Annotated in this window: 25 protein-coding genes and 1 pseudogene; 11 read left to right on the plus strand and 15 right to left on the minus strand. The window is 57.5% G+C overall.

Annotated elements, in window-relative coordinates; translation table 11 throughout:
- Positions 1 to 499: 499 nt before the first annotated feature.
- On the minus strand, positions 500 to 781 hold the full coding sequence (locus tag C6W55_RS15245; protein ID WP_286893617.1) for a hypothetical protein: 282 nt from the start codon (positions 779 to 781) through the stop codon (positions 500 to 502).
- Between the two features lie 63 nt (positions 782 to 844).
- Between C6W55_RS15245 and C6W55_RS15250 the strand changes: the two genes are divergently transcribed.
- Complete coding sequence (locus C6W55_RS15250; RefSeq protein ID WP_286893619.1) at positions 845 to 2206, plus strand: sodium-dependent transporter; 1362 nt, start codon at positions 845 to 847, stop codon at positions 2204 to 2206.
- Between the two features lie 108 nt (positions 2207 to 2314).
- Here the strand turns inward: C6W55_RS15250 and C6W55_RS15255 are convergent, their stop codons facing one another.
- Entirely contained in the window at positions 2315 to 3061 is a 747-nt protein-coding gene (locus tag C6W55_RS15255; RefSeq protein WP_286893621.1) for an NADPH-dependent oxidoreductase, read from the minus strand.
- A gap of 149 nt (positions 3062 to 3210) precedes the next feature.
- On the opposite strand from C6W55_RS15255, the gene C6W55_RS15260 reads away from it, so the two are divergent.
- Positions 3211 to 3717 (plus strand): MarR family transcriptional regulator, encoded by a 507-nt coding sequence (locus tag C6W55_RS15260; RefSeq protein WP_015256219.1) that lies wholly within the window; start codon positions 3211 to 3213, stop codon positions 3715 to 3717.
- Between the two features lie 83 nt (positions 3718 to 3800).
- On the opposite strand, the gene C6W55_RS15265 is transcribed toward C6W55_RS15260, so the two are convergent.
- Complete coding sequence (locus C6W55_RS15265) at positions 3801 to 4844, minus strand: FecCD family ABC transporter permease (protein WP_286893622.1); 1044 nt, start codon at positions 4842 to 4844, stop codon at positions 3801 to 3803.
- Positions 4845 to 4846: 2 nt separating this feature from the next.
- Positions 4847 to 5854: a FecCD family ABC transporter permease gene (locus C6W55_RS15270; RefSeq protein WP_286893624.1), complete on the minus strand. Its 1008-nt coding sequence runs from the start codon at positions 5852 to 5854 to the stop codon at positions 4847 to 4849.
- Positions 5855 to 6038: 184 nt separating this feature from the next.
- Between C6W55_RS15270 and C6W55_RS15275 the strand changes: the two genes are divergently transcribed.
- Positions 6039 to 7073 carry an ABC transporter substrate-binding protein gene (locus tag C6W55_RS15275; protein WP_286893626.1) on the plus strand — a complete coding sequence of 345 codons (1035 nt, stop codon included), beginning with the start codon at positions 6039 to 6041 and terminating at the stop codon, positions 7071 to 7073.
- 90 nt (positions 7074 to 7163) lie between these two features.
- Here the strand turns inward: C6W55_RS15275 and C6W55_RS15280 are convergent, their stop codons facing one another.
- The 5 genes from C6W55_RS15280 to C6W55_RS15300 form a co-directional block, all read right to left on the minus strand.
- A complete protein-coding gene (locus C6W55_RS15280) occupies positions 7164 to 8516 on the minus strand; it encodes an LLM class flavin-dependent oxidoreductase (protein ID WP_286893628.1) in 1353 nt (450 codons plus the stop codon).
- A gap of 49 nt (positions 8517 to 8565) precedes the next feature.
- The gene (locus C6W55_RS15285; protein WP_286893629.1) at positions 8566 to 9573 is read right to left on the minus strand and encodes an ABC transporter substrate-binding protein; all 1008 of its coding nucleotides are present in this window, start codon (positions 9571 to 9573) and stop codon (positions 8566 to 8568) included.
- 24 nt (positions 9574 to 9597) lie between these two features.
- Positions 9598 to 10434: an ABC transporter permease gene (locus C6W55_RS15290; protein WP_286893630.1), complete on the minus strand. Its 837-nt coding sequence runs from the start codon at positions 10432 to 10434 to the stop codon at positions 9598 to 9600.
- Positions 10431 to 11231 carry an ABC transporter ATP-binding protein gene (locus C6W55_RS15295; protein WP_286893632.1) on the minus strand — a complete coding sequence of 267 codons (801 nt, stop codon included), beginning with the start codon at positions 11229 to 11231 and terminating at the stop codon, positions 10431 to 10433. Before C6W55_RS15295 ends, C6W55_RS15290 begins: the two co-directional genes overlap by 4 nt.
- A 308-nt stretch (positions 11232 to 11539) precedes the next feature.
- Positions 11540 to 13006, minus strand: a complete 1467-nt coding sequence (locus C6W55_RS15300) for an Eco57I restriction-modification methylase domain-containing protein (protein WP_286893634.1) — start codon at positions 13004 to 13006, stop codon at positions 11540 to 11542.
- A 149-nt stretch (positions 13007 to 13155) separates the two neighbouring features.
- Here C6W55_RS15300 and C6W55_RS15305 point away from each other — a divergent pair, with 149 nt between their 5' ends.
- Positions 13156 to 13803, plus strand: a complete 648-nt coding sequence (locus C6W55_RS15305; RefSeq protein ID WP_286893635.1) for a 2OG-Fe(II) oxygenase — start codon at positions 13156 to 13158, stop codon at positions 13801 to 13803.
- A gap of 112 nt (positions 13804 to 13915) precedes the next feature.
- Positions 13916 to 14188 (plus strand): annotated as a pseudogene (locus tag C6W55_RS15310) (DoxX family protein); the annotation flags it as partial.
- Here the strand turns inward: C6W55_RS15310 and C6W55_RS15315 are convergent.
- The gene (locus tag C6W55_RS15315; RefSeq protein ID WP_286893637.1) at positions 14182 to 14334 is read right to left on the minus strand and encodes a hypothetical protein; all 153 of its coding nucleotides are present in this window, start codon (positions 14332 to 14334) and stop codon (positions 14182 to 14184) included. The pseudogene C6W55_RS15310 and the gene C6W55_RS15315 sit on opposite strands and share 7 nt — an antisense overlap.
- Before the next feature lie 269 nt (positions 14335 to 14603).
- Between C6W55_RS15315 and C6W55_RS15320 the strand changes: the two genes are divergently transcribed.
- From C6W55_RS15320 to C6W55_RS15330, 3 genes are read left to right on the plus strand one after another with little or no spacing between them, the layout of a single operon-like run.
- Complete coding sequence (locus C6W55_RS15320) at positions 14604 to 14921, plus strand: PadR family transcriptional regulator (RefSeq protein WP_286893680.1); 318 nt, start codon at positions 14604 to 14606, stop codon at positions 14919 to 14921.
- Positions 14918 to 15055: a hypothetical protein gene (locus tag C6W55_RS15325; RefSeq protein ID WP_286893639.1), complete on the plus strand. Its 138-nt coding sequence runs from the start codon at positions 14918 to 14920 to the stop codon at positions 15053 to 15055. Before C6W55_RS15320 ends, C6W55_RS15325 begins: the two co-directional genes overlap by 4 nt.
- On the plus strand, positions 15052 to 15408 hold the full coding sequence (locus tag C6W55_RS15330) for a hypothetical protein (protein ID WP_286893641.1): 357 nt from the start codon (positions 15052 to 15054) through the stop codon (positions 15406 to 15408). Before C6W55_RS15325 ends, C6W55_RS15330 begins: the two co-directional genes overlap by 4 nt.
- 513 nt (positions 15409 to 15921) lie before the next feature.
- Here C6W55_RS15330 and C6W55_RS15335 read toward each other — a convergent pair.
- The gene (locus C6W55_RS15335) at positions 15922 to 16254 is read right to left on the minus strand and encodes a sensor histidine kinase (protein WP_286893642.1); all 333 of its coding nucleotides are present in this window, start codon (positions 16252 to 16254) and stop codon (positions 15922 to 15924) included.
- Between the two features lie 2 nt (positions 16255 to 16256).
- Here C6W55_RS15335 and C6W55_RS15340 point away from each other — a divergent pair, with 2 nt between their 5' ends.
- The 3 genes from C6W55_RS15340 (at position 16257) to C6W55_RS15350 (ending at position 19632) form a co-directional block, all read left to right on the plus strand.
- Entirely contained in the window at positions 16257 to 16685 is a 429-nt protein-coding gene (locus tag C6W55_RS15340) for a Ger(x)C family spore germination C-terminal domain-containing protein (protein ID WP_483316370.1), read from the plus strand.
- A 196-nt stretch (positions 16686 to 16881) separates the two neighbouring features.
- On the plus strand, positions 16882 to 17988 hold the full coding sequence (locus C6W55_RS15345; RefSeq protein WP_286893643.1) for a GerAB/ArcD/ProY family transporter: 1107 nt from the start codon (positions 16882 to 16884) through the stop codon (positions 17986 to 17988).
- 99 nt (positions 17989 to 18087) lie between these two features.
- Positions 18088 to 19632, plus strand: a complete 1545-nt coding sequence (locus C6W55_RS15350; protein WP_286893645.1) for a sensor domain-containing diguanylate cyclase — start codon at positions 18088 to 18090, stop codon at positions 19630 to 19632.
- Between the two features lie 57 nt (positions 19633 to 19689).
- Here C6W55_RS15350 and C6W55_RS15355 read toward each other — a convergent pair whose 3' ends face one another.
- The 4 genes from C6W55_RS15355 to C6W55_RS15370 all read right to left on the minus strand — a co-directional run bounded on the left by C6W55_RS15355 (position 19690) and on the right by C6W55_RS15370 (position 24254).
- On the minus strand, positions 19690 to 21678 hold the full coding sequence (locus tag C6W55_RS15355) for an ABC transporter permease (protein WP_286893646.1): 1989 nt from the start codon (positions 21676 to 21678) through the stop codon (positions 19690 to 19692).
- The gene (locus C6W55_RS15360; RefSeq protein ID WP_286893648.1) at positions 21671 to 22438 is read right to left on the minus strand and encodes an ABC transporter ATP-binding protein; all 768 of its coding nucleotides are present in this window, start codon (positions 22436 to 22438) and stop codon (positions 21671 to 21673) included. Before C6W55_RS15360 ends, C6W55_RS15355 begins: the two co-directional genes overlap by 8 nt.
- A gap of 137 nt (positions 22439 to 22575) precedes the next feature.
- A complete protein-coding gene (locus C6W55_RS15365; RefSeq protein WP_286893650.1) occupies positions 22576 to 23580 on the minus strand; it encodes a sensor histidine kinase in 1005 nt (334 codons plus the stop codon).
- 2 nt (positions 23581 to 23582) lie between these two features.
- On the minus strand, positions 23583 to 24254 hold the full coding sequence (locus C6W55_RS15370; protein ID WP_286893652.1) for a response regulator transcription factor: 672 nt from the start codon (positions 24252 to 24254) through the stop codon (positions 23583 to 23585).
- Between the last annotated feature and the right edge of the window lie 31 nt (positions 24255 to 24285).

The raw sequence follows: 24285 nt of genomic DNA on the forward strand, positions 1-24285 counted from the left end.
GAAAGGGCAAGAAAGGCCAGGCGAGAACGGAACATGAAAACCAACCTTGGTTCAAAGACTTGCAGCGCTACCGTGCAGCAGGAGAGGCCAGGATCAGCCTCCTCAAGCGAAAGTACGGTTTAGGCCGAAGCAGGATGGGGATGAGGTGATGTTCACGATCGGACTTTTTCAGGAGCAACCAATTAAGGTGCAACACAATGCTCATTCAATGCGCAAGGAATATCAAGGTAAATTCATACCTATAGTCCATGAGCATCTGCTAATTTTTCGGAAGTAACTTTTTACGACTGAGTATGGTTTCAGTATGCAACCACATCAAACAACCAAATTATTACTCAATTCCTAACTTAGCCTCAACCTTTTAATTCGACATCTTGTAGGTGACGGAGCCGTCGTCGTTGATTGTGGCTTCGCTGACGCCTTTGGATTTCGCGTTCTCGATCGCCTGTTCGACGTCCTGGTCGCCGAAGAATGAAGCGGGGAGGGTGATTTCGACATTTCACGAGCCTTTGTCAACCTCGATCCCCGACGAATTGCCGTCTTCCTGCTTGCTGTTGTCCTGATTGGATGCTGCATCCGTTTGTGCGTCTGCATCAGTCAGCGAAATGTGCTCATTCTTGCTGCCGCCCGAGCAAGCCGACAGGGTCAATAGCGCGATGATTGCCATGAAAACAAGCTTCTTCATAAAAGTAAAAATCACACTCCGTTCAATATTCTTTTGCAATATATAAGGATTTCCTGATTTTTGCAATTCATCTTGTCGAATTGCATGTTTGCTCATGTTAAGCACTGTGCTATATTTGAATCGTCTCGCGCGAATTTGTACAGAAAGGACCGACCAGGCGTGAACCATCCGACATCTCGGAACGGGGCCGACCAACCGTCGAAAAAAGAACTGTTCACGTCATCCGGCTTCATTCTGGCCGCGATCGGCAGTTCGGTCGGACTCGGCAACATGTGGAAGTTTCCTTATATTACGGGACAGCACGGGGGAGCGGCATTTTTTCTGCTGTTCATCGTCTGTCTGCTCATCACGGGGCTGCCGGTGCTGCTCGCGGAGATGACGATCGGACGCAGCGGGCGCCGAAACGCCGCCGGTTCCTTGTACCAGCTCACGGGAAACCGGTTTTGGGGCGTTGTGGGGCTGCTGTTCATCCTGACCGCTTTCCTGATCATGTCGTACTATGCCGTGGTGGCGGGATGGACGCTCCATTATACGGTGGAATCGTTCACCGGGCTGCTGTTCAGCGAAGGAACGGATTATAAGGAGAAGTTTATTTCCTTCGCTTCGGGCTATCTGCCGGTCTTCTGGCAGGCGCTGACGATGCTGGTCACCGGCTGGGTCATTGCCCGGGGCGTATCCGGCGGCATTGAGAAGTTCAATAAAATCTTGATCCCCAGCTTTTTCATCATTCTGGTCGTGTTGATGTGGCGCTCGCTGACGCTCCCGGGTGCGGGTCAAGGCGTGGAGTTCTTTCTGCGGCCCGATTTTTCGAAGCTGGATGCGGAGTCTGCGCTGATCGCCCTGGGACATGCCTTCTTCTCGTTGTCTCTGGGGATGGGCTGCATGATGACCTACGGTTCCTATGTGAATCAGAAGCAATCGCTCGGATCCGCAACGTGGGCCATCGGTTTCGGGGACATGCTGTACGCGTTTATCGCGGGTCTCGTCATTTTCCCGACGGTGTTCTCCTTTGGCCTGGAACCGGGGGAAGGCGTGGGGCTGGCGTTCATGGCGCTGCCGGCGGCGTTTTCGCAGATGCCGCTCGGCTTTCTGTTCGGCGGGTTGTTTTTCCTGCTGCTCAGCATCGCCGCGTTGACCTCCGCTGTCTCCATTCTTGAGGTGCCGGTCGCCTATGCGATGGAACGGTGGAAATGGAGCAGAAAAAAGGCAGCGGTCATCGTCTCGAGCGTCTGTTTCGCTGTCGGTGTTCCGCCGGCGTTGTCCGTCGGCGGCGTGCTCGGTTCATGGCAGCCTGGCGGCAAGACGATCTTTGATTGGGTGGATTTCAGCACCGCGTATATTTTGATGCCGTTCTGCGGCCTGATTGTCACCCTGTTTGCCGGTTATGCATGGAAACGGGCGGGAGAAGCAGCGGGATTGACGGGATTTTGGTACCGGGTATGGATGTTTTTGCTGCGCGTGGTAGCGCCGGCCATGATTGTGCTGGTGTTCCTTTATTTCATGGGTGTCATTTCGGTGTAGGCTGCCGGTGAATGAGCTGCCGGAAGCCGCCGAATAGCTGGACGGATGGATCCCCGCTCGGCCGTGTGCCGGGCGGGGATCCTTTCGCTTGGGTCCCTGCGGTCCCGCTTATTCGACCAGATAGAACCCTTTGTGCCGGACATATTTCGTGTACATGTCGACCGGCAGCTTCTGGCCCAGAATCGCGGTGAGCTTGCCCGACCAGTCGGCCTTCCGGCGGTTGAACAGGCGCGAGCCGTAATAGTCCGCGATCTGCCGGTCAAATTCATCGATGGCGGCTTTGAGATTCGGATTGTACCGGTTCTCGAAAAATACGGCGGAACGCGGCAGACGCGGCTTCTGTTCGGGGGATTCGTCGGGAACGCCGACCGCCAGCCCGCACAGCGGGATGACGAATTCGGGCAGCTCAAGCCACTTGTCCAGTTCGGGGAGGGCTTCGTTGATCCCGCCGATCATGACGGCCCCGAGTCCCATCGATTCGGCCGCGACATTGGCGTTCTGCAGGGCAAGCCCGGCGCACAGCACGGCGGTCTGAAAGACGTACGTGGAGCCGAGGTTGCGCTTCATGGCCGCCTGCCGGGCCGGATCGCCGGCCGCCAGGATGCGGTACAGATCGGCGCAGAAGATGAAGAAGTAGCCGCATTCGCCGATGCAAGGGTTGTTCGAGCGCTTCGCGATTTTCTCCAGCAGCTTCGGGTCGGTAACGCCGATGATCGAGAACGGCTGCATGTGCATCGAGGAAGGCGCCATCTGCGCCGCTTCCACGATGGCGTCGATCTGTTCGTTCGTCAGCGGAACAGGCTTGAACTTGCGGATCGAGCGGTGACTGCGGATGACTTGCAACACGTCGTTCATTCAGGTTTGCCTCCCATTCATCGATTGGGGCCATCCAGATGGTTTCCACGGAAACCATAATAGCAGGCGGCGATGGGGTTGTCAAATGGTTTCTGTGGAAACTATATCGGTGCCATGCTATAATCGACGGTGAAAGGCAGGGATCCCGCGTGGATGAACGGTTGCTCGATTTCAAGAAACGGATCGAATCCGCCATGTACCGGATCTACGTCAGCGAGTCGGACGAAGACCAGGACCGGCTCTGGCTGATGGAGCGCATCACGGACGACAGACTCAGGAAACTGCTGCCCCGCATGTCCATTTCCGGCCTGCATGTTCTGGACGTCATTGAGGCGCACCCGGACGGCATCAAAGGCATCGATATCGCCCGCGAGCTGGGCATCACGAAGGGGACGGTCTCGAAAATTACGCGCAAGCTGCTGGAGCAGGAGTTGATCCGGAAAGTGCAGCGGCCGGACAATTTGAAGGAGATTTATTTTCTTGCGACCCCGCTGGGGGCGGAGCTGGCCGGGCTGCACCGGTTGTTCCACCAGGAGCAGGACAAGAAAGCGATGGCGCTGCTGAGCGGTTACGATGCGGCGTCGCTGGAGATTGTGGCGGATTTTCTGGAGAAGCTGGCCGATCTTCGCCAGGAGGCGGAGCCGGAGGAAGGCTGAAACATTTGAAAGCGGTCGACCAAATGAAAAAATCCCCGCCAGGCCGTGTGCCGTGCGGGGATTCCATCCTTTTATCGTTATGCTCAGGCCCGCCGATGGCGGAAGATCAGGTAAATAAAGAACGGCGCGCCGATCGCGGCGGTGAAGACGCCGGCCGGAATATCCAGCGGGATGAACGCGGTTCGCGCGGCTAGATCGGCCAGCATCAGGACGAGCGAGCCCGTGAGCGCGGATACGGGCAGGACGCCGCCGTAAGCGGGCCCGACCAATTTGCGGGCAATGTGCGGCGCCATCAGGCCGATGAAGCCGATGGTGCCGCCGATCGCGGCCGCCGACCCCGCCAGTGCGACGCTGATGATCAGAAGCATCGTCCGGTTGAATTGCACGCGGCTGCCGACGCCGATCGCCACTTCATCGCCCAGCGCCTGCACGTTCAAATGTCTCGCGTTCATGAAAGCGAGCGGCATGAGGATCACCCACCAAGGCAGCAGCGTCAGCACGTCGCGCTCCCATGAGGTGCCGTAAATGCTGCCGGTCATGAAGGTGAACGCTTTGACGGCCACCGCGGTGGGGGTGAACTGCGCGCTCAGGATAAGCATATAGGTTACCGCCGTGATCGCGGTCGCCATGCCGATGCCGATCAGCACGAGCCTCAGCGGCGTGATCCCGTGCCGATAGGCAAACAGATAGATCAGCAAAGCCGCGCCGAATGCGCCGATGATGGAGCTGACGGGCATGAACTGAATGCTGAGGTGGGAGAAATACAAGATAAAGACGACCGTCCCCAATGCGGCGCCCCCGGTGATGCCGATCACATCCGGCGAGGTGAGCGGGTTGCGCACGATGCCTTGCAGCACGGCGCCGGATACGGCCAGCATCGAGCCGATCATGATTGCGATGACGACGCGGGGCAAGCGAAGCTTGAGGATGATCATCGACGCCGCGGCGTCGCCATGTCCCAGCAGGGCTTTGACCACGTTGACGGGACTGATCATCGTGCTGCCGAGACCGGTGCACAGGATCATGACGACCGCGTTGGCGATCAACAGCAGCACGATCATGGACAAGGTTCGATTGCCGATACGGAAGGCACGCTTGGCGCCTTGCGGCGTCAGCCCGTTGTTCATGCTCAGGACGCATCTCCTCTTCTGGCGATATACACAAAGAACGGCACGCCGATAACGGCGGTCATGACGCCAACCGGCACTTCTTTCGGAAACGCGATGTAGCGCGACCCGACATCCGCATACAGCAGCAAGATGCCGCCCAGCACCGCGCTGTAGGGAATGACCCACCGATGGTCGAGGCCGACCAGATGCCGCGTCAGATGCGGGATCATGATGCCGACAAACGCGATGGGACCGGCAATGGACACGGAGCCGCCGGCCAGCAGGACGACGAAGATGCCGGCGATCAGCTTGATGGTGAGCGTCTTCTGCCCGAGTCCCGTGGCGACATCCTCGCCCAATGTCAGCAGGTTCATATGCCGGGCCATGATCCATGCGCCGATCAGGGCGACGGCCATATAAGGAGCCGCCGACAGGAAAATATCCAGATCCCGGCCGGCGACGGAACCGACGAACCAGAACAGGACCTGGTCAAACGTCTGTCCGCTGGTCATCAGCACGCCCAGGGAGAGGGAAGAGAAGAAAGCGGTCATGGCGGCGCCCGCCAACGTCACTTTGAGCGGCGTGAGCCCGTCGCTTCCGATGGAGCCCAGAATATAGACCAGTGCGGCGGCAGCGGCGGCGCCGATGAACGCGAGGGTCGCGAAGGTCGAAAGGCCCCCCGCCCCGAAGAAGGCGGAGCCGGCGACGACGAAGAACGCGGCCCCGGCATTGATGCCGAACAGGCTCGGCGACGCCAGGGGGTTGCGCGTGACGGCTTGCATCAAGGTGCCGGCAACGGCAAGGCTGGCGCCCGCCGCCGCGGCAATCAACGCGCGGGGAAGTCTGGCCGTCGTGACGATGAGATGCTCCTGCGAGCCGTTGAAATTCGTGAACGCCTCGATGACCGTCCGCCAATGGATGTTGGCCGCGCCGAAGGCGATGCTGCAGATCATGCCGATGATCAGGATGAGGAACGCCAGGATGAATCCCGCGATTCGCTGTGCGCGTGTATGGAGAAGCGCGTTCATAGAATCCCCGTTTCAGCCAATGAAATGGAAAGAATCAAGTGTAATTCTAGCGGATCGGGGAACAAGCGTCAATGATTTTGAAAATCATTATCAAAAATCTATTGACTTCGGGCGGCGCCCCTGCTATAGTTTTGCTTCGAAATGTTGTTGAGAATGATTTTCACTTGCAAGGGAGAGAGATGACTTGTTCCAGTATAGGGCACACAAGACGGTCTGGGCGGCAGCCGCGATTGTGCTGGCCATCTCCTTGATCCTGGCGGGGTGCGGCCAATCGAACCCGAACGCCTCGAATGACGGAGCGAATACGCCGTCGGCAAGTCCGCAGTCCGGGAATCCGGCGCCGGAGCAGCATGGACCGAACGGCGGCGACGGCGGCCGGAAAATCGTCCACGCCATGGGCGAGACCGAAGTTCCGGACAACCCGCAGCGCGTGGTCGTGCTGACGAATGAAGGCACCGAAGCGCTGCTTGCGCTCGGCGTCAAGCCGGTCGGCGCGGTCAAATCGTGGACCGGCGATCCGTGGTACAAGCATATCGAGGACCAAATGGAGGGCGTAACGGTCGTCGGCGATGAAAGCCAGCCGAACATCGAGCTGATCGCAAGCCTGCAGCCCGATCTCATCATCGGCAACAAGCTGCGCCAGGAGAAAGTGTACGACCAGTTGAACGCGATCGCGCCGACGGTGTTCTCCGAAACGCTGAGAGGCGAATGGCAGACGAACTTCATGCTCTATGCCGAGACGCTCGGACTGAAAGCGAAAGGCGAACAGCTCATCGCCGATTTCGATCGCCGCGCCGCCGAGTTCAGAGAGAAGGCGGGCGACAAGCTGAACGAGAAAGTCTCCGTGGTCCGTTTCATGGCAGGCAAAATTCGCATTTACCTGGAAGACACCTTTACCGGCGTCGCCTTCTCCAAGCTGGGCCTCACGCGTCCCGACCATCAGCTGAATTACAAGGATACGTTCGTGGAGGAGATTACGAAGGAACGTCTGCCGGAAGCGGATGCGGACCGGATCTTCTATTTTACTTATGAGACCGGCGACGGCAAAGGCAGCGAGATGGAGCATGAGATCCTGAACGATCCGCTCTGGAAGAGCCTGAAAGCCGTTCAGAACGGGAAAGCGATCCGGGTGGACGACGCGATCTGGAACACGGCGGGCGGCATTATCGCAGCCAATCAGATGCTGGACGAGATCTACGAAATTTACGAGATTGAATAAGCTTCATGCAGGCAGTGCAAGGGAAGTCCTTGCGCTGCCGATTTTGCATGGGCCAAGCTTTCCGCTTGGTCCATTGCCTGTTGAACGGTCTTAGTTCTGTGCCACCGTCTGTCTGGCGAATTGGTTGACCGGCCGCTCCAATCCCAGATGCTCGCGCAGCGTGCTGCCTTCATATTCCTTGCGGAATATGCCGCGTTCCTGCAAGATCGGGATCACCAGTTCCACGAATTCGTTCAGGCTTTCCGGGAATACCGGCGGCATGACGTTGAAGCCGTCGGCGGCGCCGTTCTCGAACCATTCCTGCAGTTGATCCGCGATTTGTTCCGGGGTGCCCAGGATCTCCCAATGCCCGCGTCCCGTGATGACGCGGCCGATCAGCTGACGAATGGTCAGCTTCTCACGCTCGGCCATGCTCCGGATAAGTTCGAACCGGCTCTTGTTGCCGTTGATCTCTTCCACCGGCGGCAGCTGCGGCAGCGGTCCGTCCACATCATACCGGCTCAGATCCACCCCCAGTTGGAACGACAGCCGTTCCACCCCGACCTGCAGGGGGACCAGCTCTTCCAAATACTTCTTCTTCGCCCGGGCCTCTTCTTCCGTCCGGCCGATGATCGGGAAGACGCCCGGCATGATCTTCAGCTCATCGGGCGAGCGGCCGTATTTGGCCAATCTGCCTTTCACATCGCGATAGAATGCCTGCGCTTCCTCCAGCGTCTGCCATGCCGTAAAGACGACTTCGGCGGTTCTGGCCGCCAGTTCTCTGCCGGCTTCGGAAGAGCCGGCCTGCACGATGACGGGATAGCCTTGCGGCGGGCGCCCGATGTTGAGCGGACCGCCGACCGACAAATGCCTGCCTTCGTAATTCACTCGGTGGACTTTGCGTTTGTCCAGGAATACGCCTTTCTCCTGATCGTAGAGGATCGCGTCGTCTTCCCAGCTGTCCCACAGTTTCTTCACGATGTCCAGAAATTCATGGGCGCGCTCATAACGCAGGTGGTGCGGCCAGTCCTGGTCCCGCTTGCCGAAGTTCCGCGCGGCCTCTTCGCCGGTGCTCGTCACCACGTTCCAGCCGGCGCGGCCTTTGCTCAGGTGATCCAGCGACGCAAATTGACGGGCCAGGTTGAAAGGCTCGTTATAGGTGGTGGAAGCGGAGGCGACGAAGCCGATCTTTACCGTCACGGCGGCCAGGTAGGAAAACATCGTGAGCGGTTCGAACTGGGTCACGCGCGCCCCGTATTCGAACGCCCTGGAGGTATAACCCGCCGACACGCCGTCCGCCACAAAGATCAAGTCGAATTTTCCTTTCTCGGCCGTTCTCGCCAGTTCCGCCAGATAGCCGGGGTTCCACAGATTCTCCCGCTTCGTGGAAGGATCGCGCCAGGCTCCCGCATGCTGACCGGGCAGCATGAAGAATGCGCCGAGGCTCAATTGACGTTTGCTCATCGGTTTCTCTCCTCTCCTTGTTAACGGATTTTTTGAATCTATGAGTGGTTTAGTCGACGTAGGGATTGAATTCATTGGTGAAGACATCGGCAGCTTTCACCCGGCCGGATGCGATCTCGCCGTTCTCCTCCAGCCAATCCAGCACCACCTGGAAATCTTTTTCCGAGAGCCGTCCGCCTTCCGTCGAGATGCCGGGTTTTTTGTAGTATTGAAGCAGCGCCGTCGTCTCATTGTTCCCGCGGCTGCTTACGATGTCTTCGAATTTGGCGATGACTTCTTCCAGCGGTGTCGCCTTGATCCATTCGATCGCTTTGGCGACGCCTTCCGTGAATTCTCTGACTGTACCGGGATTGTTCTTGATGTACGATTCGCTGAAGAAGAAGCTGTTGGAAATGTAATCCCCGACCACCTGATGTTCCGCAAACAGCTGCTTCAACCCGCCGTTCTCAAGCGCCAATTCCTGCTGCGCGCCGCTGAGCAGAACCAGGTCGACCTGCCGGTTGCGCAGGCCCAGCTCGTAGTTCGACGCAGGCAGGGTGATGAACGAGACGGTCTTGATTTCGTCATCCGTCAGCCCTTCATTTTTCAGATAAGCTTTCGTCACGAACTCCAGATTGGCGCCCAAAATATTGACCGCCACTTTCTTGCCGATCAGGTCTTTGCCGGAGTTGATGCCGCTGTCTTCGAGCACATAGCCGAACAACCCGTTGCCGTTGCTTGTTCCCGATGAAGCGACCACCGCCTTGACCTTGACCCCTTTGGCATAGGACTTCAAGATCGCGCCCTGGAAGGCGATGCCGAAATCGATCTCGCCCGTCGCCGCCAGTTGAATGCTTTCCGGCCCGCCGACGGCATTGCCCACTCTTTCCAGCTTGATCGTCTCGAAGTATCCCAGCGCTTCTGCCAGTTCGGGGAGGATCACCGCGCCCGGCGAACCGAGATATTGCAGCACCTTGTCTTCCTCACCGCTTTTGGCGTCGGAGGTGGCGCATCCGGCGGCGGCCAGGGCGATCAGGGTCACAGCAGTCATCATCCGCGACAGTCTTCTGGTTCTCATCGCACTTCCTCTTTTCTCACAGTTTCATTGCGGGTTCGGTTCCTGTTTCCAACGGGACAACCGGCGCTCGATGCTGACGAGTCCGTAGTTGATCAGCAGGCCGAGCAGGGAAATCGTCAGAATGCCCGCGTACATCTCCGAGATCAGGAAGTTGTACTGGGCGTACGTAATGTAGTAGCCAAGCCCGGCTTTCGCGCCCACCATTTCGGCGGCGATCAGGACCAGGATGGCGCCCGTGCCCGCCATACGTATTCCGGTAAAAATAGTCGGGATTGAGGCGGGCAAAATGACGCTGCAGAACAGTTTGAACGAGCCGAGATTCATCGAGCGCGCCGATTTGATGAGCAGCGGATCGACATCCCGCACGGCCGAAATCGTATTGAGCAGCACCGGCCAGAAGCAGGCGAAGGTGACGATGGCGACTTTGGACACTTCGCCGATTCCCAGGATCAGGATGAATACCGGAAGCAAGGCCAGCGCCGCCGTGTTGCGGAACAGCTCCAGAAACGGCTGCAGCAAATCGCGCGCGAGCGGATACCAGCCCACCAGCAGCCCCAGCGGGATGGCGGTAAGCAGCGCCAGCGAAAAGCCGAAGACGGAACGAAAGATGCTCGATTCAAAGTGATACCACAGCTCGCCCGAAACCATCATGTTCCACCAGGCTTGCACGACGTCGGAGAACGGCGGCAGAAACAGCCGGTCCACCAGGTTGATGCGGGAGGAGAACTCCCACAGCAGGAGGAACAGGAGGATGACGATCGACTTTTTCAGCGCACCCAGCAGGGAAAATCGGTTCCACCAGAGCCTGGAGGGGATGGTGACGGGTTTGCCGATGCTCTCGGTTTTGTGAAGCGATGTCATGGTTTCTTCCTCCGATAGTCCAATTCGTGGAGCAAATTCCAAACCTCCGAACGCGCCTTGAGATATTCCGGATGGGCGTTGATGTCCGTTTCGAACAGGCGGTTTTTCAACGGAACCTCGACGATCTTTCTCACGGTGCCGGGATGGGGAGTCAGGACGACCACCCGCTGCCCGAGAAACACGGCTTCATCGATGCTGTGCGTAATGAAGATGACGGTCTTCCGCGTCTTCTCCCAAATCCGCAGCAGTTCGGCCTGCAAGGTCTCCCGGGTCTGCGCATCCAGTGCCGCGAACGGTTCATCCATCAGCAGCACATCCGGATTGCAGGCCAGGCTTCTCGCAATGGCGACGCGCTGCTTCATTCCGCCGGACAACTCGTGCGGGTAGTGGTTCACGAAGTCCTTGAGGCCTACCAGCTCCATGTAGTACTCCGCCCGTTCTTTGCGCTCTTTCTTCGGAACGCCCTGGGCTTCCAGGCCGAATTCCACGTTTCCCCTCGCGGTCTTCCACGGGAACAGCGCATACTGCTGGAACACGATGCCGCGGTCCAGACCGGGTCCCCTGATCACCCGCCCGTCGATCAGAATTCGCCCTTTCGTGGGCCTGCTGAGCCCGAGCAGCAGATCGAGCAGGGTGGACTTGCCGCAGCCGCTGGGGCCGACCAGGGTGAGGAACTCCCCGGACTTAACGGCAAAATCGATGTCCCGCAGCGCGGTGAAGGTCCGGGTTCCGCCGTTTCGTCCGGCGTCCCGGATTTCGAACGTCTTGGTCACGCTCTCCAATCGGATTTTCTCCATCTCCAACTCCTTTGCACCCGTCATGATGAAACAACAAAGAGGCATAAACGCTCGATAGGAAAGAATCCTGCGATTCGCTTCATATCAAGCATTATGCCTCTATTCGCATAGTGGGCTGTTCGAATGAACAACAGCTTGGCCGCCGGCAGGCCTGAGGTTATGGAATTCCAAGATCACCCCATCAGGGTGAGTGAGCCCAATATAAACCAACCATTCACATGTGTCAAGTGTGATTTTTCACCCGGGCCGGGGGACCGGGTTGGCCGCGGCGTCGAAAGTTTTGTTGAGTTTTGTTGATGTCCCCGGCTTCATACCGCTTCATACAGGTTCCCGCAAAATTGCTCCAATAGCTTTCTGTCGGCAGGATCGACACCGTAAATCTCGTAAATCAACGCGTCGATCTCGCACTGCAGCGGACGATAATCGAACTGCGGGTTTGCTTTTTTGGACGCGACGATGGTCCGGGCAATGTCCGCGATTCGGGTCTTGAGTTCCGGAGCCGGCTCGATGTACGGGATTCTTTTGATATAACCGGCTGTCACCATGTTCGTCCGGTTGAACACGGCCCGGATGATATATTTGGCCAGCGTGCTGTTCAGCAGGGCCAGCACATAGAACAGGTGCTCCCGGTCATCGGAGAAGAAGTTGGCGTTGACGCCGAAGAGGCAGCCGGCGGGCATGTAGGAGGCCGAGAACTCCACGCCCATCGAGGAGCAGGTGATGCCTTCCTTGAAATAATGCTGCGCGTTCCGCGTCATGAAGTCTTTGTACTGGCGGCCGGGGGTTTCCCAGTCCCGGTGGATGCGGTACGGCGTTTCGTAGAACCAGGCGTCCTTGGTCCCGCCGTTCTTGTAGAAAGGCACCCAATCCGGGTCTTCTTCCGCGGTCCCGGATGGCTTCCGGAGGAATTTCGCGTCGTTTCCGGTCGAAATCCCGGTCCCGCCGTCGACGACATGCCCGAGCTTAAGCGGCGTTTTCAAAATGATGTCGATGATCGACACCGGCACATTGATGAAGAAGTTGTGCTTCTCCATTCGTTCGAAGTACCGCTGCTCCAGCTTCTGGACCTTGTCCTGCGGCGGATGGAAATAGTCGTCTTCCTCCTGCAGGCGGTCGATCAAGGTCATCACGTGGGCGCTTCGTTTTTCCCGATTTTCCGGTCCCGTGCATTTCGTCAGCGTGATGATGGCCGTGCGGACATCGGCGTCGGTGTGATGGAACAGTTTCCGCGGGGCCAGCACAATCTCATCGATCAGGCAATGGTCGAGGATGAACCTTCGAAAATCCTGATAATAGACGTTCGTCAGAAAAGAGTCCTGCACGATGAAACAAAGCGTGCCGCCTTCTTTCAGGTTCGACAGGGCATGATGGACGAACATGGCATACAGATTCCGGATGCCGATCTCCCCGAATTGCCGCTCCAGTCTCGCCTTGTTTTCTTTGATATACCGGCTTTCCCGTTTCGATTTGTAGGGCGGGTTGCCGATGATGGCGTCGAATTCCCCGCCCTGCACGGTCAGGAAGTCCTGGTGCCGGATGTTCGGGATATGGGCGTTCGCCTGCACCGCATCGGGATCAATGTCGAAGGCATGGATGAACGCGGGGTTTACGCCGCTCGCCATCAATCGTTCCACGAAAACTCCGTCGCCGACCGCGGGATCGAGAATTTTCGGCGATTTGAGGTGCCGGATTTTTTCGATGACCTTCCGCACCATGTAATCGACGGTCCGCAAGGGTGTCGAATATTGTCCCAATGCTCTTTTGGCGGTCAGCATGCGCGTGCTCCTCATGAAATCTTTCCATCTATTATACCTGATCGAAATGTCGGGCGCGGGGGATATTCGGCAGGCGCCGGCTGTTGTATAATTAATGTATCAGTAAAAAAATGTAAATTCCATTCTGCAGTCCGCAAGAGGTGAGGGATATGAGCGAGGAGATGTCCATCTTGCCGGTTCAATCCTTCTACTCGCTCGATGACGGCGTCGTGGAAGCGACGGTGCTCCATCAAGAGCCTTTGATCGTAAGGTTCGAACGGCTGCTCTCGGACGACGAATGCCGGCAGTTGATCGAGACGGCCGCTCCCCGTCTGAAAGAATCGAAGCTCGTGAACAAGGTGGTCAGCGACATCCGCACGAGCCGCGGGATGTTTTTCGAGGAAGAGGAGAGCCCGTTCATTCACCGCATCGAAAGGCGCATCGCGCAGCTCATGAATGTGCCGATCGAGCATGCGGAAGGGCTGCAGGTCCTTCACTACGGTCCCGGCCAGGAATACAAGGCGCACCATGACTTCTTCACCCCCGGCAGCCCGGCCGCCCGGAACAACCGGATCAGCACGCTGATCATCTACCTGAACGATGTGGAGGAGGGCGGAGAGACGGTCTTTCCCTTGCTCGAGATTGCGGTGAAGCCGAAGCGGGGATCCGCGCTCTATTTCGAATATTTCTATCGCAACCAGACCCTCAACGACCTGACCCTGCACAGCAGCGTGCCCGTCGTCCGCGGCGAAAAATGGGTCGCCACGCAATGGATGCGCCGGCAGCGAATCCGACAGTATGGTCTCATATCGAGCTGATCTGGAGTTGTGTAAATGCGAATCCACTGCCGTTCGGGTGGTGGATTTTTTTGTTGTTACAGATGTTTACAGGGCGCCGAATGGCGGCGTATAATAAACGCGGCACCAAAAGGTGACGAAAATCGGTTATCCGCTCTATGTCCTGACCATTCTCGGGGTATGGAAGCTGCTCGGAGCCGCCGCGCTCGTCGTGCCGGTTTTTCCCCGGCTGAAAGAATGGGCGCATACGGGCATTTTCTTCCTCATGACCGGAGCGGCCCTGTCTCATGTGATGGCCGGCGGGCCTTGTTCTGCAAGGGGTACAGATCCAGCGCCAGGAGCTGCGGAATCGTGTTGTGGATGCGCAGCACTCCCTTCTGCCTTATCGCGTGCAGACGTTTATTGATGCTTCAGTTCTTGCAATAACCAGTCCAGCCACTTGCCCTCCATTTCGTAATAGGACTTCAAAAATCTGACGTTGGCTCTTCGCCTCAGATAAATGTCCTTGTTCTCGATATCTTCCTGCGAAAATTCCGACAGGATGCTGTCCACGAACCAAAGTATTCTGACGAGGAAAGGTGGACAGACTTTATGCGTACAGTAAATGTAACAAGCTTTGATGCCAAAGGGATGAAGCTTGTGAAAAGAAAATCTCGTCAGAAGAAGAATGCCGCTTTATTAAATGCCAAGGCTTCTCTCGCAATCGAAGGGATGCATTTGACTCCGCAAGAGGATCAACTGTTGTCAGTACTCAATAATGTTGATTACCAACGTTGCAGAGTAGTTCGAAGAAGGTGGTCATCCTGGACAATCTGAGCGAAATGCTGAAAGGCGTGCTGGAAGGGATCGTGCTGGAGATTATCAGCCGCGGCGAAATCTACGGCTATGAAATCACCCGCAGGCTGCACGCCATGGGGTTTGAGGGACTCGCGGAAGCGACGGTGTACGCCCTGCTGCTGCGGCTTGAAAAAAACAAACTGGTTCACGTCACCAAAAGGCCTTCGGAGATCGGACCTCCGCGAAAGTTCTACACCCTCAACGAGCGGGGGATGGAAGGGCTCGCGCAATTCTGGGCAAGATGGGACTTTCTGAGCGAGCGCATCGAAAGGTTGAGAAATCAAGGAGGTAAGCAGTCATGAGTTTCAGCCGTGAAACGATGGACAAAATCCGAAAATTTGCGAAGGAGCAGTCCCAATATTATCTGGAAGATGCCGAGATGACCTACATGGAGAAGATGCGGCGCAAAGGCGCCCAGACGAGGGACCGCAAATGAACGATCTGATCGCACAAGGGTATTCCGAGCAGGAAGCGTTCGAACGCGTCCGGCAGGATCTGCAGTTTCGCAGCGACTCCGACAAGTCCGCCGATTTGAAGGAACGGTTCACGGAGTACTATGAAAACCTCGATTCCGCCGCGTCCGAAGCAATCGGTCTGTTTTACGCGGGGTTTCTTTTCTTCGGGGTGGCCATTGGCGGGCTCGCGGGATTTATCGCCGGCGGCGGCAAGGATGCGTTCCTCTCGGGAGGCTGGATCGATACGCTGGTCGGCGTCCTCATCGGCAGCGTCATCGGTCTCGGATTCGGGATGATCAGCAACGCGGTCGTGGCGTTGAAGAACCGGAAATAAAGCGGGGAGGGATGAGGTTGACCCCTGCCATTGAAGTAAGCGGGCTGAGAAAAAGCTTCACGGTCAATTCCGGGGGCAAGAGGACCACGGTGCGTGGTGGCCTGGGCGACAAATGTTTACAAGAAAGCTGTCGCGTAAGACGGATACGGTTGTTTCTCAGACATAAATTCGATATAATGAACGTAACATAAAGGAACCGCGGGTGTTGCCGCACCCACGGTCCTGTACAGCGTCCGCTTCAAGAGCGGTCGGCTGCTGGTTTTGGGAAAAGTAGACCTCCCCGCTTACCAGGTCAAGGGAGGTCTACTTCTTTTTGTGCGACATGATAAACGCCACCAACGACCCAAAAGAGATCATCAGTACCAGCGCTTGATACACGTCCACGGGCATCACCTCCTTACCGGAGGCTAGCCGACCGCCCTTGTAGCCGTTTTCGCTGTACAAGGCTATTCTACCATGGATTGGGAGACGCGGCCATGAATTTTGCGATCATACGTTCTCGTGTTCGAGCCTTCATTTGGAAGCATTCGGACTTGCAGCCGCGAGCGAAAACGAGAACGTGGTCGCCACATTTTCCTCGCTTCTGACGCGGATCTCGCTTCCGTGCCGCCGGATGATCGATTGCGCGATCGAGAGGCCCAGCCCGCAGCTTCCGTCCTGATGCGTGCGGGAGCGGTCGGCGCGGAAGAAGCGGTCGAATACCCGCGGAAGGTCTTCCTTTGCAATTCCCGGTCCGCTGTTCGTGATGGAAAACGCGATGCGTCGGCCGGTCCGGGCAAGCGACAGCGCGATCCAACCGTCCGGATTCGCATACTTGATGGCGTTGTCGAGCGGGATCTCCACCACAAATTCCGTGCGGCCGGGAAAGCAAATTGTCGGAAACCCTTGAAATTGTGCAGGCGCATTCGAAGATAATGCCGATGCTCCAGGGAGATTCGGTGTCCGCCCGGACCGATGTGAAAATCAAGGCTTCGATCGGGGAACTGGTCTGCACCACGATCCGGAATATGGCGGATGAAGACCGATATGCGAAGAAAATCGAGCAGCATTTCAGAGAACAAATAGAATCCGTCGTGAGCACGCTTCAGAAGCAAAAAACGGACGTGCTCGGCATCGGGCACAAGCTCTATCTGCGCCATCCTTCCCGGTGGAAGAAAATCAAGCCGGAGTGGCCGGAACGTTTTGTCCGCATGCCGATCGAAATCAGCGTCAAGGTTGACGTCATGAATTCGAAGATGATGAATCCCGGTCCGTTCTCCCGCATCGGCGAAGACTGAATCGGATTGGAGGTCGAAATTTCATGACGGAGCGCTTGCCTGCCCTGCTCCTGACGGGCATTCGTGATGTACATTACGGACAGCGGCTGGCCCAGCCTGCATGATCTGGCCAATCAGTCGATCGGACGGATCGCCCATCTCATCGTGAAATGGCTCGAACAAACCTGATGATCCCGAACGGAGGCGGCGCTTGAGGATGAAGGCGCTCGGAAAGCAGACCATCAGTGCCGGACAATTGGCCATCTTGTATATCAGCTTTATGGTCGGATCATCCATCGTCTATGTTCCGAACCCGATGACCCAGTTCGCCGGCAACATGGCCTGGCTTTCCATCACCGTGTCCGCCTTGTTGGGCATGCTGCTCCTGAGTCTGGTTCTGTATTTGTTCCGCTGCTATCCGGACGATGGATACACCGCCCATTTGAACCGCGTCTACGGCAGATGGATCGCCGGCGTGTTCATCGCGCTGCTGATTCTGATGCTGTTTCTCATGTTCAGCTATATTGTCCTCGGGATCGGGAACTTCTTCAACAACACCATGATGGTGGAAACCCCGATATACGTGTTCAACGGGCTTACGATCATTGTCGCCGCCTATACCGTGCATGCCGGCATCGAGGTCATGGGGCGGATGTATTTTCTGTTGACGGCCTCCATGATGCTGGCCGTTGTGGTGATCGTCCTTCTGGCGATTCCGAGCGCAAAGACCGAGGCGCTGCTTCCCCAGTTTGCCGAAGGGATCAAGCCGGTCCTTCACGGCATCTATTTCTCGTCCGGCTTTCCCATCGCGGAGCTGTTCCTGTTCTCGGTCATCCTGCCGTTCGTAAGGAAGGACAGCAGGCGGGATGCGGGGAAGTGGCTGTATGCCATGACCGCCTTGAGCTGGCTCCTGCTGCTGACCGTCGTCATCATTACGTTGATGACCCTCGGACCGCTGGCCGGCGACCGGAAGTTCTCCCTTTTCGCCGTCGCGCGGCTGATCGAGATCGGCAATTTCTTGCTCGGCCTTGAAGCGGTTGTCGGCATCGCCCTGATCTCCGGCTCCTTCATGAAAGCCACCATCGTGCTTTACATTCTCAATCATGTTACGGTCCGCTTCTTCAAACTGGACGACGACAAATTGCTGCTGCCGGCCATATCGTTCATTGCCTTCCTGCTTTCCATGACGATGTTCCGGTCGGAAGCCGAATTTGTCTTTTCCATTTACGTGGTATGGCCGTTTATCGTCATGACCGTCGGCATCATTCCGCTCATGCTGGCCGCGCTCATCACGTCCGTGAAGCGAAAATCGGGGCAAAACTGACAGGGGTCATCTGTCGAATCTTCCCGAATGGGTGTACAATAGAACGGAGCTTGCGGAACATCTGCGGCATCCCCAATCAGCAGAAGGAATGGTGAAACGATGTCCCTGGCGGTTTCCGTCGCTCCGTTGGTGACCCATTTCGTGCCGATCGTCTACTTTGTCTACATTCTGATGGATGTGCTGTCCCGCAGCCGCAAGAGAACGGAGTATCTGCTGGTCGGCGGCATCATCGCCTGCTGCCTGTCCATGTTCCTCGAGGAATTCGTCCGGCATTATCTGCCCATTGAATACAGCCCGATCATCACGGCGGCGTGGTTCAGCGTGTCGGGGATTACGATCGTCGGGCTGGGCCTGCATCTGTTTGTCAAGCTGACGAACATCGAGCACCGATTCCCGAAATTCATCTACCCCTGGCTTTTTTACCTGCCGACGGCACTGGTGATCCTCAATCTGTTCCTCAATGACGAGATGGTATCGGGAAGCGCTTTCCAACAAGCGGGCATCTGGAAGATGCCGGAGTACAATACGGCCTACTATGCCGCCATGTTCGGAAGCAACGTGTTCAACGCGGTCTACATCCTCATCCTGTGGCGGGGCATCGTCCATACCGGCCAGAAGGAGCTCCGCGAAATTTACAAGCAATTGATTTACGGCGTGCTGATCACCGTGTTCTTCAATCTGGTGATCGGAACGATCGATTTCAAAGGTTACCTGCCCCCGTATCCCTACATTTACGGCACCTGGGTGTGGTGCGTGTTCCTCCGCCATACAATGAAAAAATACGAGTTCCTGAACCATGTGGAGATCCGTTTCGAGAAACTGTTCAACATGAGCCCCGCCGCCATCGTTCTCACGGACCTCGACGGCCATGTGCGGGAAGCGAATCCCGCCGCCCGGAAGTTGTTCGCGGCGCTCAATATCCGTCACGGGAACATTTCGAATATGCTGCAGGGCGAGCTGCTTCACCGCATCCGGAACCAAACGGCCATCCAGGACGTCGCCCTGTCCGTCCATGGCGGAGCCGGCCCGGTCGAACTCGTCATCGACGGGGACTACGTATCGGTCGATTACCGTCCCCACCTGATTCTGATCATGCGGGATGTCACCGCCCAGATGGCCGACCGGCGGGAACTGGAGTTCATGGCGTATCACGACATGCTCACGAAGCTGCCGAACCGGAAGCATTTCTTCGAGCAGCTGGGCAAGGCATTGGCCGAGGCCGGGCCGTCCGGCGAGCGTCTGGCGGTGATGATCTTCGACCTCGACCGGTTCAAGGCGATCAATGACCGGTTCGGGCATTCGGCCGGCGACCGTGCGTTGATCCAGGTTGCCGATTCGATCCGTGCCATGCTGTCGGGGGACGACTTTGCCGCGCGCCTCGGCGGTGACGAATTCATCATCTTCTTCCGGTCCGCCTCGGAGGACCGGGTGGTTCGGAAGATTGGCGAGCTGCGCGCGCATCTGGCCGGCAATCCGCTGGCCGCGGGCGGGGAAAGCCATCCGATTCACATCAGCATCGGCGTGAGTTTCTATCCGGAACACGGCCGCGACAGCGACACCCTGCTCAACAATGCGGACAAGGCGCTGTATCGCGTCAAGCACGGCGGCCGCAACCACTACGCGTTCGCGTCGGAAGCGGAGTGAGGGCATGGAACGGCAAGAGCCTGCCGAGGGGCAGGCTCTTGATTGAGTTGCTCCATTTTAACGAACGATCCGGTAATACGTCCGCGCCGTCAGGCTGTAGATCATCGCATAGCAGACCGCGAACACCAGAATGGTCAGCGCGGTGCAGATCGCATACAGCGGGACGTTGGTCATGTTGAAGATGGTCAGCAGTTTGCAGATGACCGGGAACGCCGCGGCGATATGGATGACGGCCATGATGAGCGGCAGGAAGAACACGGACAGCACCTGGAAGCGGATCGTTTTCTTGATCTCGCCGCGGCTCAGGCCGACCTTCGACATGATCGCGAAGCGCTCCTTGTCATCGTACCCTTCCGAAATCTGCTTGTAGTAAATGATCAGCACCGTGCCCAGGATGAACAGCGCGCCCAGGAACAAGCCGAGGAAGAACAGTACGCCGTACAGCGAGATGAATTCATTTTTCGACGCTTCACGTCCTTCCACGAATACGTGAACGGACAGATCCCTCATCACGTACTGCAGCGAGGACACGAGGTCGGCCTGCGCCTTCCGGTCCGCCTTCGTATCGAACAGGTAGTTGTATTGGAAACCCGGAAGCCATTCTTCGCCCTCGTTCAAAGCCTGCCGGGCGCGGTTCAGATCCTGTTCATCGGCCGTGACGATCACGTAACTCTGCGCCAGCATGCTGTTCTTGAGGGGAGAGAACTCTTCAATCGTCTCCATCTTGTCCAACCGGCCGCGGATGTTCAGGGAATAGCCGCCGAAGTCCAGCGTTTCGCCTGGCAGCTTACCCTTCACGATATACACGAGCGCTTCGCCTTCGGACAGCTCGACGCTGACGCCTTCAATCCGGTGATATTCTTCCGCCGTGATGAACATCAGCATGGAGAGGCCGGAACTGCTGAAACCCGCACTTCGGATCCCGGTGAACGCATTCCCGTCCTGAATCGCCGCTTCCGACGCATAGCGCAGACGGATCGGATTGTGGATGGACAGCCCTCTGATTTTCACGGTTTCGGCAATCGCGTCATCCACTTGCTTGATATCGTCGGGTGTCGTATCGCTCGCGGACACGGAGATTTCCCGAATGTAATTGGTGCGGAGAGAGTCTTCCAGTCCGATGTACAGGGACACGGTGGACGACACCATGACGATGACCATCGTGGCCAGGATGCAGATGCTCGCGAGGCCCGCGGCGTTCTGCTTCATCCGGTAGATCATCCCGGACACGGCGATGAACGGATTGGTGCGGTAGTAGAACCGCTTGTTCCGCCGGAGCGCCTTCAGGACCGCGATGCTGCCGGCCGTGAACAGGCAGTACGTCCCGATGATGACCAGAATGACCGCGACGAAGAACAGATTGAGGGCCGCGAGCGGCGATTTCACCGTAAGGGCAATGAAGTACCCGCCGCCCAGCGCGGCCGCGCCGGTGAGCGCGATCAGCCATTTGGTCTGCGGTTCTTTCTCCCCGACATTGCCGCCCTTCAGCAGTTCGATCGGCTTGGACACATGCACCTGGAAGACGTTGTACACCAGGTTGATCAGGAAAATGGCGCCGAACAAGATGACGGTGATGGAAACCGCCCGAAGCGGGACTTCAAAGCCGAAGGATGCGTTCATCGCCAAAATTTTCAGCAGGAGCAGCAGGGCGAGCTTGCTGAACAGCACGCCGGCGATCAGGCCCAGCCCGATGCAGAGCAGGCCGATCATCACCGTCTCGAGCAGCATGATCCGGGCGATATGCTTCTTCTCCATGCCCAGGATGTTGAACAGCCCGAACTCTTTCTTGCGCCGTTTGATCAGGAAGCTGTTGATGTACAGCAGCAGGATGAAGGCGAAGATGCCGGTGACGATGCTGCCGAGCCCCAGCACCGCGGTCAATGTCGAGCTGTCGTGCATGCTGTTCACATCTTTGGACAGCAGCAGGTACAGCAGGTTGTAGAACATCATGACCGTCGCGGAACTGGCGAGCATATACGGAAGATAGGTTTTCGAGTTCTTGCGGATGTTCGTTACGGCGAGTTTCGTATAGAACCCTCTACGCATGACCGCCACCGCCTGTTGCGATTACGGTGAGCGCATCCGTGATGTTCTGGTAGAACGCTTGCCGCGATTGCGTGCCTTTATAGATCTGATGGAACACTTCGCCGTCCTTGATGAACATGACCCGGTTCGCGTGGCTGGCCGCCTTCGCGCTGTGCGTGACCATCAGAATCGTCTGCCCCTGGCGGTTGATCTCGCCGAACAGATTCAGCAGCTCGTCGCTGGACCGCGAGTCCAGCGCGCCGGTCGGCTCATCGGCCAGAATGATGCGCGGATGGGTGATCAGCGCCCGGGCGACGGCCGCCCGCTGTTTCTGCCCGCCGGACACTTCGTACGGGAATTTGTCCAGGATCTCCGAGATCCCGAGCGTCCGGGCGATCGGGAGGAGCCGTGAGCTCATCTCCTTGTAGGATTTTCCGGCCAGCACCAGCGGCAGGAAAATATTGTCCCGCAGCGAGAACGTATCGAGCAGGTTGAAGTCCTGGAACACGAATCCGAGCTGATCCCGGCGGAACGCGGAAATTTCCTTCTCCGGAATGGACGTCATGCTTTTGCCGGCGAGCAGCACCTCCCCGCTGGTCGGCTGATCGAGCGCCGCAAGAATGTTGAGCAGCGTCGTCTTGCCCGAGCCGGATTCCCCCATGATCGCGACGAACTCGCCTTCTTCTATCGTGAAGGACACGTTCGACAGCGCCTGTACCTGGTGCTTGCCGAAGCGGGTCGTGTACACCTTCTTCAGATTTCGCACATCCAAGAGTGCCATGGTTGTTCCTCCTTCGCTGATTTCCACACCTCCATCGTACAAAAAAAGAAAATGCGCAGCCTTAAGCTTGGCTTACATTTTCTCAGGCAAGCTTACATGTTTGTAAGATTGCGGCGCAGTCTGCAGGGCAAAGCCCGCTACCTCACATCCAGCGGGGCGCTCTCCAGGCCGAGGATCACCTTCGTGCCCCGGCCGACCTCGGACTCGATCTCGATCGTGTGGGACAGTTTGTCCATGATGCGCTTGCACAGATAGAGGCCGATGCCGGTCGATTTCTTGTCCGCGCGGCCGTTGAACCCGGTGTACCCGTGCTCGAACACGCGCGGCAGGTCGGCCGGGTCGATGCCGATGCCGGTATCCTCAATAACCAGCGCTTGCGGCCGCTTTGGATGCATGTAGATCGAAATCTCCCCCTGTGGGGTATATTTCAGCGCGTTGGAGAGCAGCTGCTCGAGGACGAAGACGAACCACTTCTCATCCGTCAGGACCTCGGCGTCGACCGGGTCGTAGTTCAGCCTGATCTGCTTGCGAATGAACGATTTGGCGTATTTCCGCACCGCCTGCTTGATGCAGTCGTCCAGCGATACCGTGCGGAACACGAAATCCGTTCCGGTGCCCCCAAGCCGGATGAATTGCAGCACCATCTCCGTATATTGCTCGATGCGGAACAGCTGCTCGGCCAGCTCGTCCTTGTCGGGGGCGCTGTCGGTCTGGAGCAGCAGCCGCATGGCGGCGATGGGCGTTTTGATCTGGTGCGCCCAGATCGTATAGTACTCCACCATCTCCTGGAACGCCCGGTCTTTGTCATAGACAATCCTGCCGCGCTCCTTGTCGAGCAGGCGGATCAGTTCCTGGTAGTCCCGTTCGATCAGGCTCGCGGTTTCGGGCAGCGGCACGGCGGGTACGGTAATCTGGCCGCGCAGTTCTTCCAGCGCCCGGTGTTTCAGACAGAAATGACGGAAGCGAATGAAGCCGACGGCGAGCAGGAAAAGCGCGGTCAGCACCGAGGCGTAACCGACCGTTTCGGCCGGCAATTGGTACAAGGCGATGACCGCAAGAAAAATGCCCGCCGATCCCGCGGCCGTCAGGATCAGGAGGAGATTCTGCTTGACATAGGCGGCGAGCAGTTTCCAGCGGCTCATGCTCATTCCACCAGATAGCCGAGCCCTTTTTTCGTGACGATCCATTGTTCCAGCCCCGCTTCGGCCAATTTCTTGCGCAGCCGCGTAATGTTGACGGTCAGCGTATTGTCGTCAATAAATTGGTCGCTCTCCCACAGCCGCTGCATCATCTCGTCCCGCGAGACGACCCGGCCGGCATTCTCCATGAGGAGCTGCACGATCTTGAAATCGTTCTTCGTCAGCTCGATCTTGTGGTTCTGGTACGTCAGCGTGGCGTCATTCAGGTTCAGCACGACGCCGTTGCGTTCCAGGACGTTGACCTGTCCCTGGAAGGAATAGGTGCGGCGGAGCAGCGCGCCGACCTTGGCCGTCAGCACGTGAAGATCGAACGGCTTCGCGATGAAGTCGTCACCGCCCATGTTCATCGCCATGACGATGTTCATGTTATCGGAAGCGGAGGAAATGAAGATGATCGGCACCTTGGAGAACTTGCGGATCTCGCTGCACCAATGGAAGCCGTTGTAGAAGGGGAGCGCGATATCGAGCAGCACAAGCTGCGGCTCCGCGCGCAGGACCTGGTCCGCCACGTTATGGAACTCGGTCACGTAGCCGGCATCGTAGCCCCACTGGCTGAGGTGCTCGCTGATCGCTCTGGCGATCGTCAGATCGTCTTCGATGATCATGATCTTGAACATGGCCGTCCCTCCATGGGTTTATTATAGAGGG

It is taken from the genome of Thermobacillus sp. (genome assembly GCF_003390775.1).
GTDB classification, from domain to species: Bacteria; Bacillota; Bacilli; order Paenibacillales; family Paenibacillaceae; genus Thermobacillus; species Thermobacillus xylanilyticus.

What these genes read in the sequence shown, in the direction of transcription:
- C6W55_RS15290 (WP_286893630.1), bottom strand. Translation starts at nt 10,434, where the DNA reads ATGACATCGCTTCACAAAACCGAGAGCATCGGCAAACCCGTCACCATC.
- C6W55_RS15255 (WP_286893621.1), bottom strand. Translation starts at nt 3,061, where the DNA reads ATGAACGACGTGTTGCAAGTCATCCGCAGTCACCGCTCGATCCGCAAG.
- C6W55_RS15325 (WP_286893639.1), top strand. Translation starts at nt 14,918, where the DNA reads ATGAGTTTCAGCCGTGAAACGATGGACAAAATCCGAAAATTTGCGAAG.
- C6W55_RS15300 (WP_286893634.1), bottom strand. Translation starts at nt 13,006, where the DNA reads ATGCTGACCGCCAAAAGAGCATTGGGACAATATTCGACACCCTTGCGG.
- C6W55_RS15360 (WP_286893648.1), bottom strand. Translation starts at nt 22,438, where the DNA reads ATGGCACTCTTGGATGTGCGAAATCTGAAGAAGGTGTACACGACCCGC.
- C6W55_RS15285 (WP_286893629.1), bottom strand. Translation starts at nt 9,573, where the DNA reads ATGAGAACCAGAAGACTGTCGCGGATGATGACTGCTGTGACCCTGATC.
- C6W55_RS15345 (WP_286893643.1), top strand. Translation starts at nt 16,882, where the DNA reads ATGAAGGCGCTCGGAAAGCAGACCATCAGTGCCGGACAATTGGCCATC.
- C6W55_RS15370 (WP_286893652.1), bottom strand. Translation starts at nt 24,254, where the DNA reads ATGTTCAAGATCATGATCATCGAAGACGATCTGACGATCGCCAGAGCG.
- C6W55_RS15365 (WP_286893650.1), bottom strand. Translation starts at nt 23,580, where the DNA reads ATGAGCCGCTGGAAACTGCTCGCCGCCTATGTCAAGCAGAATCTCCTC.
- C6W55_RS15305 (WP_286893635.1), top strand. Translation starts at nt 13,156, where the DNA reads ATGAGCGAGGAGATGTCCATCTTGCCGGTTCAATCCTTCTACTCGCTC.
- C6W55_RS15280 (WP_286893628.1), bottom strand. Translation starts at nt 8,516, where the DNA reads ATGAGCAAACGTCAATTGAGCCTCGGCGCATTCTTCATGCTGCCCGGT.
- C6W55_RS15320 (WP_286893680.1), top strand. Translation starts at nt 14,604, where the DNA reads ATGCTGAAAGGCGTGCTGGAAGGGATCGTGCTGGAGATTATCAGCCGC.
- C6W55_RS15295 (WP_286893632.1), bottom strand. Translation starts at nt 11,231, where the DNA reads ATGGAGAAAATCCGATTGGAGAGCGTGACCAAGACGTTCGAAATCCGG.
- C6W55_RS15270 (WP_286893624.1), bottom strand. Translation starts at nt 5,854, where the DNA reads ATGAACGCGCTTCTCCATACACGCGCACAGCGAATCGCGGGATTCATC.
- C6W55_RS15265 (WP_286893622.1), bottom strand. Translation starts at nt 4,844, where the DNA reads ATGAACAACGGGCTGACGCCGCAAGGCGCCAAGCGTGCCTTCCGTATC.
- C6W55_RS15330 (WP_286893641.1), top strand. Translation starts at nt 15,052, where the DNA reads ATGAACGATCTGATCGCACAAGGGTATTCCGAGCAGGAAGCGTTCGAA.
- C6W55_RS15245 (WP_286893617.1), bottom strand. Translation starts at nt 781, where the DNA reads ATGAGCAAACATGCAATTCGACAAGATGAATTGCAAAAATCAGGAAAT.
- C6W55_RS15350 (WP_286893645.1), top strand. Translation starts at nt 18,088, where the DNA reads ATGTCCCTGGCGGTTTCCGTCGCTCCGTTGGTGACCCATTTCGTGCCG.
- C6W55_RS15355 (WP_286893646.1), bottom strand. Translation starts at nt 21,678, where the DNA reads ATGCGTAGAGGGTTCTATACGAAACTCGCCGTAACGAACATCCGCAAG.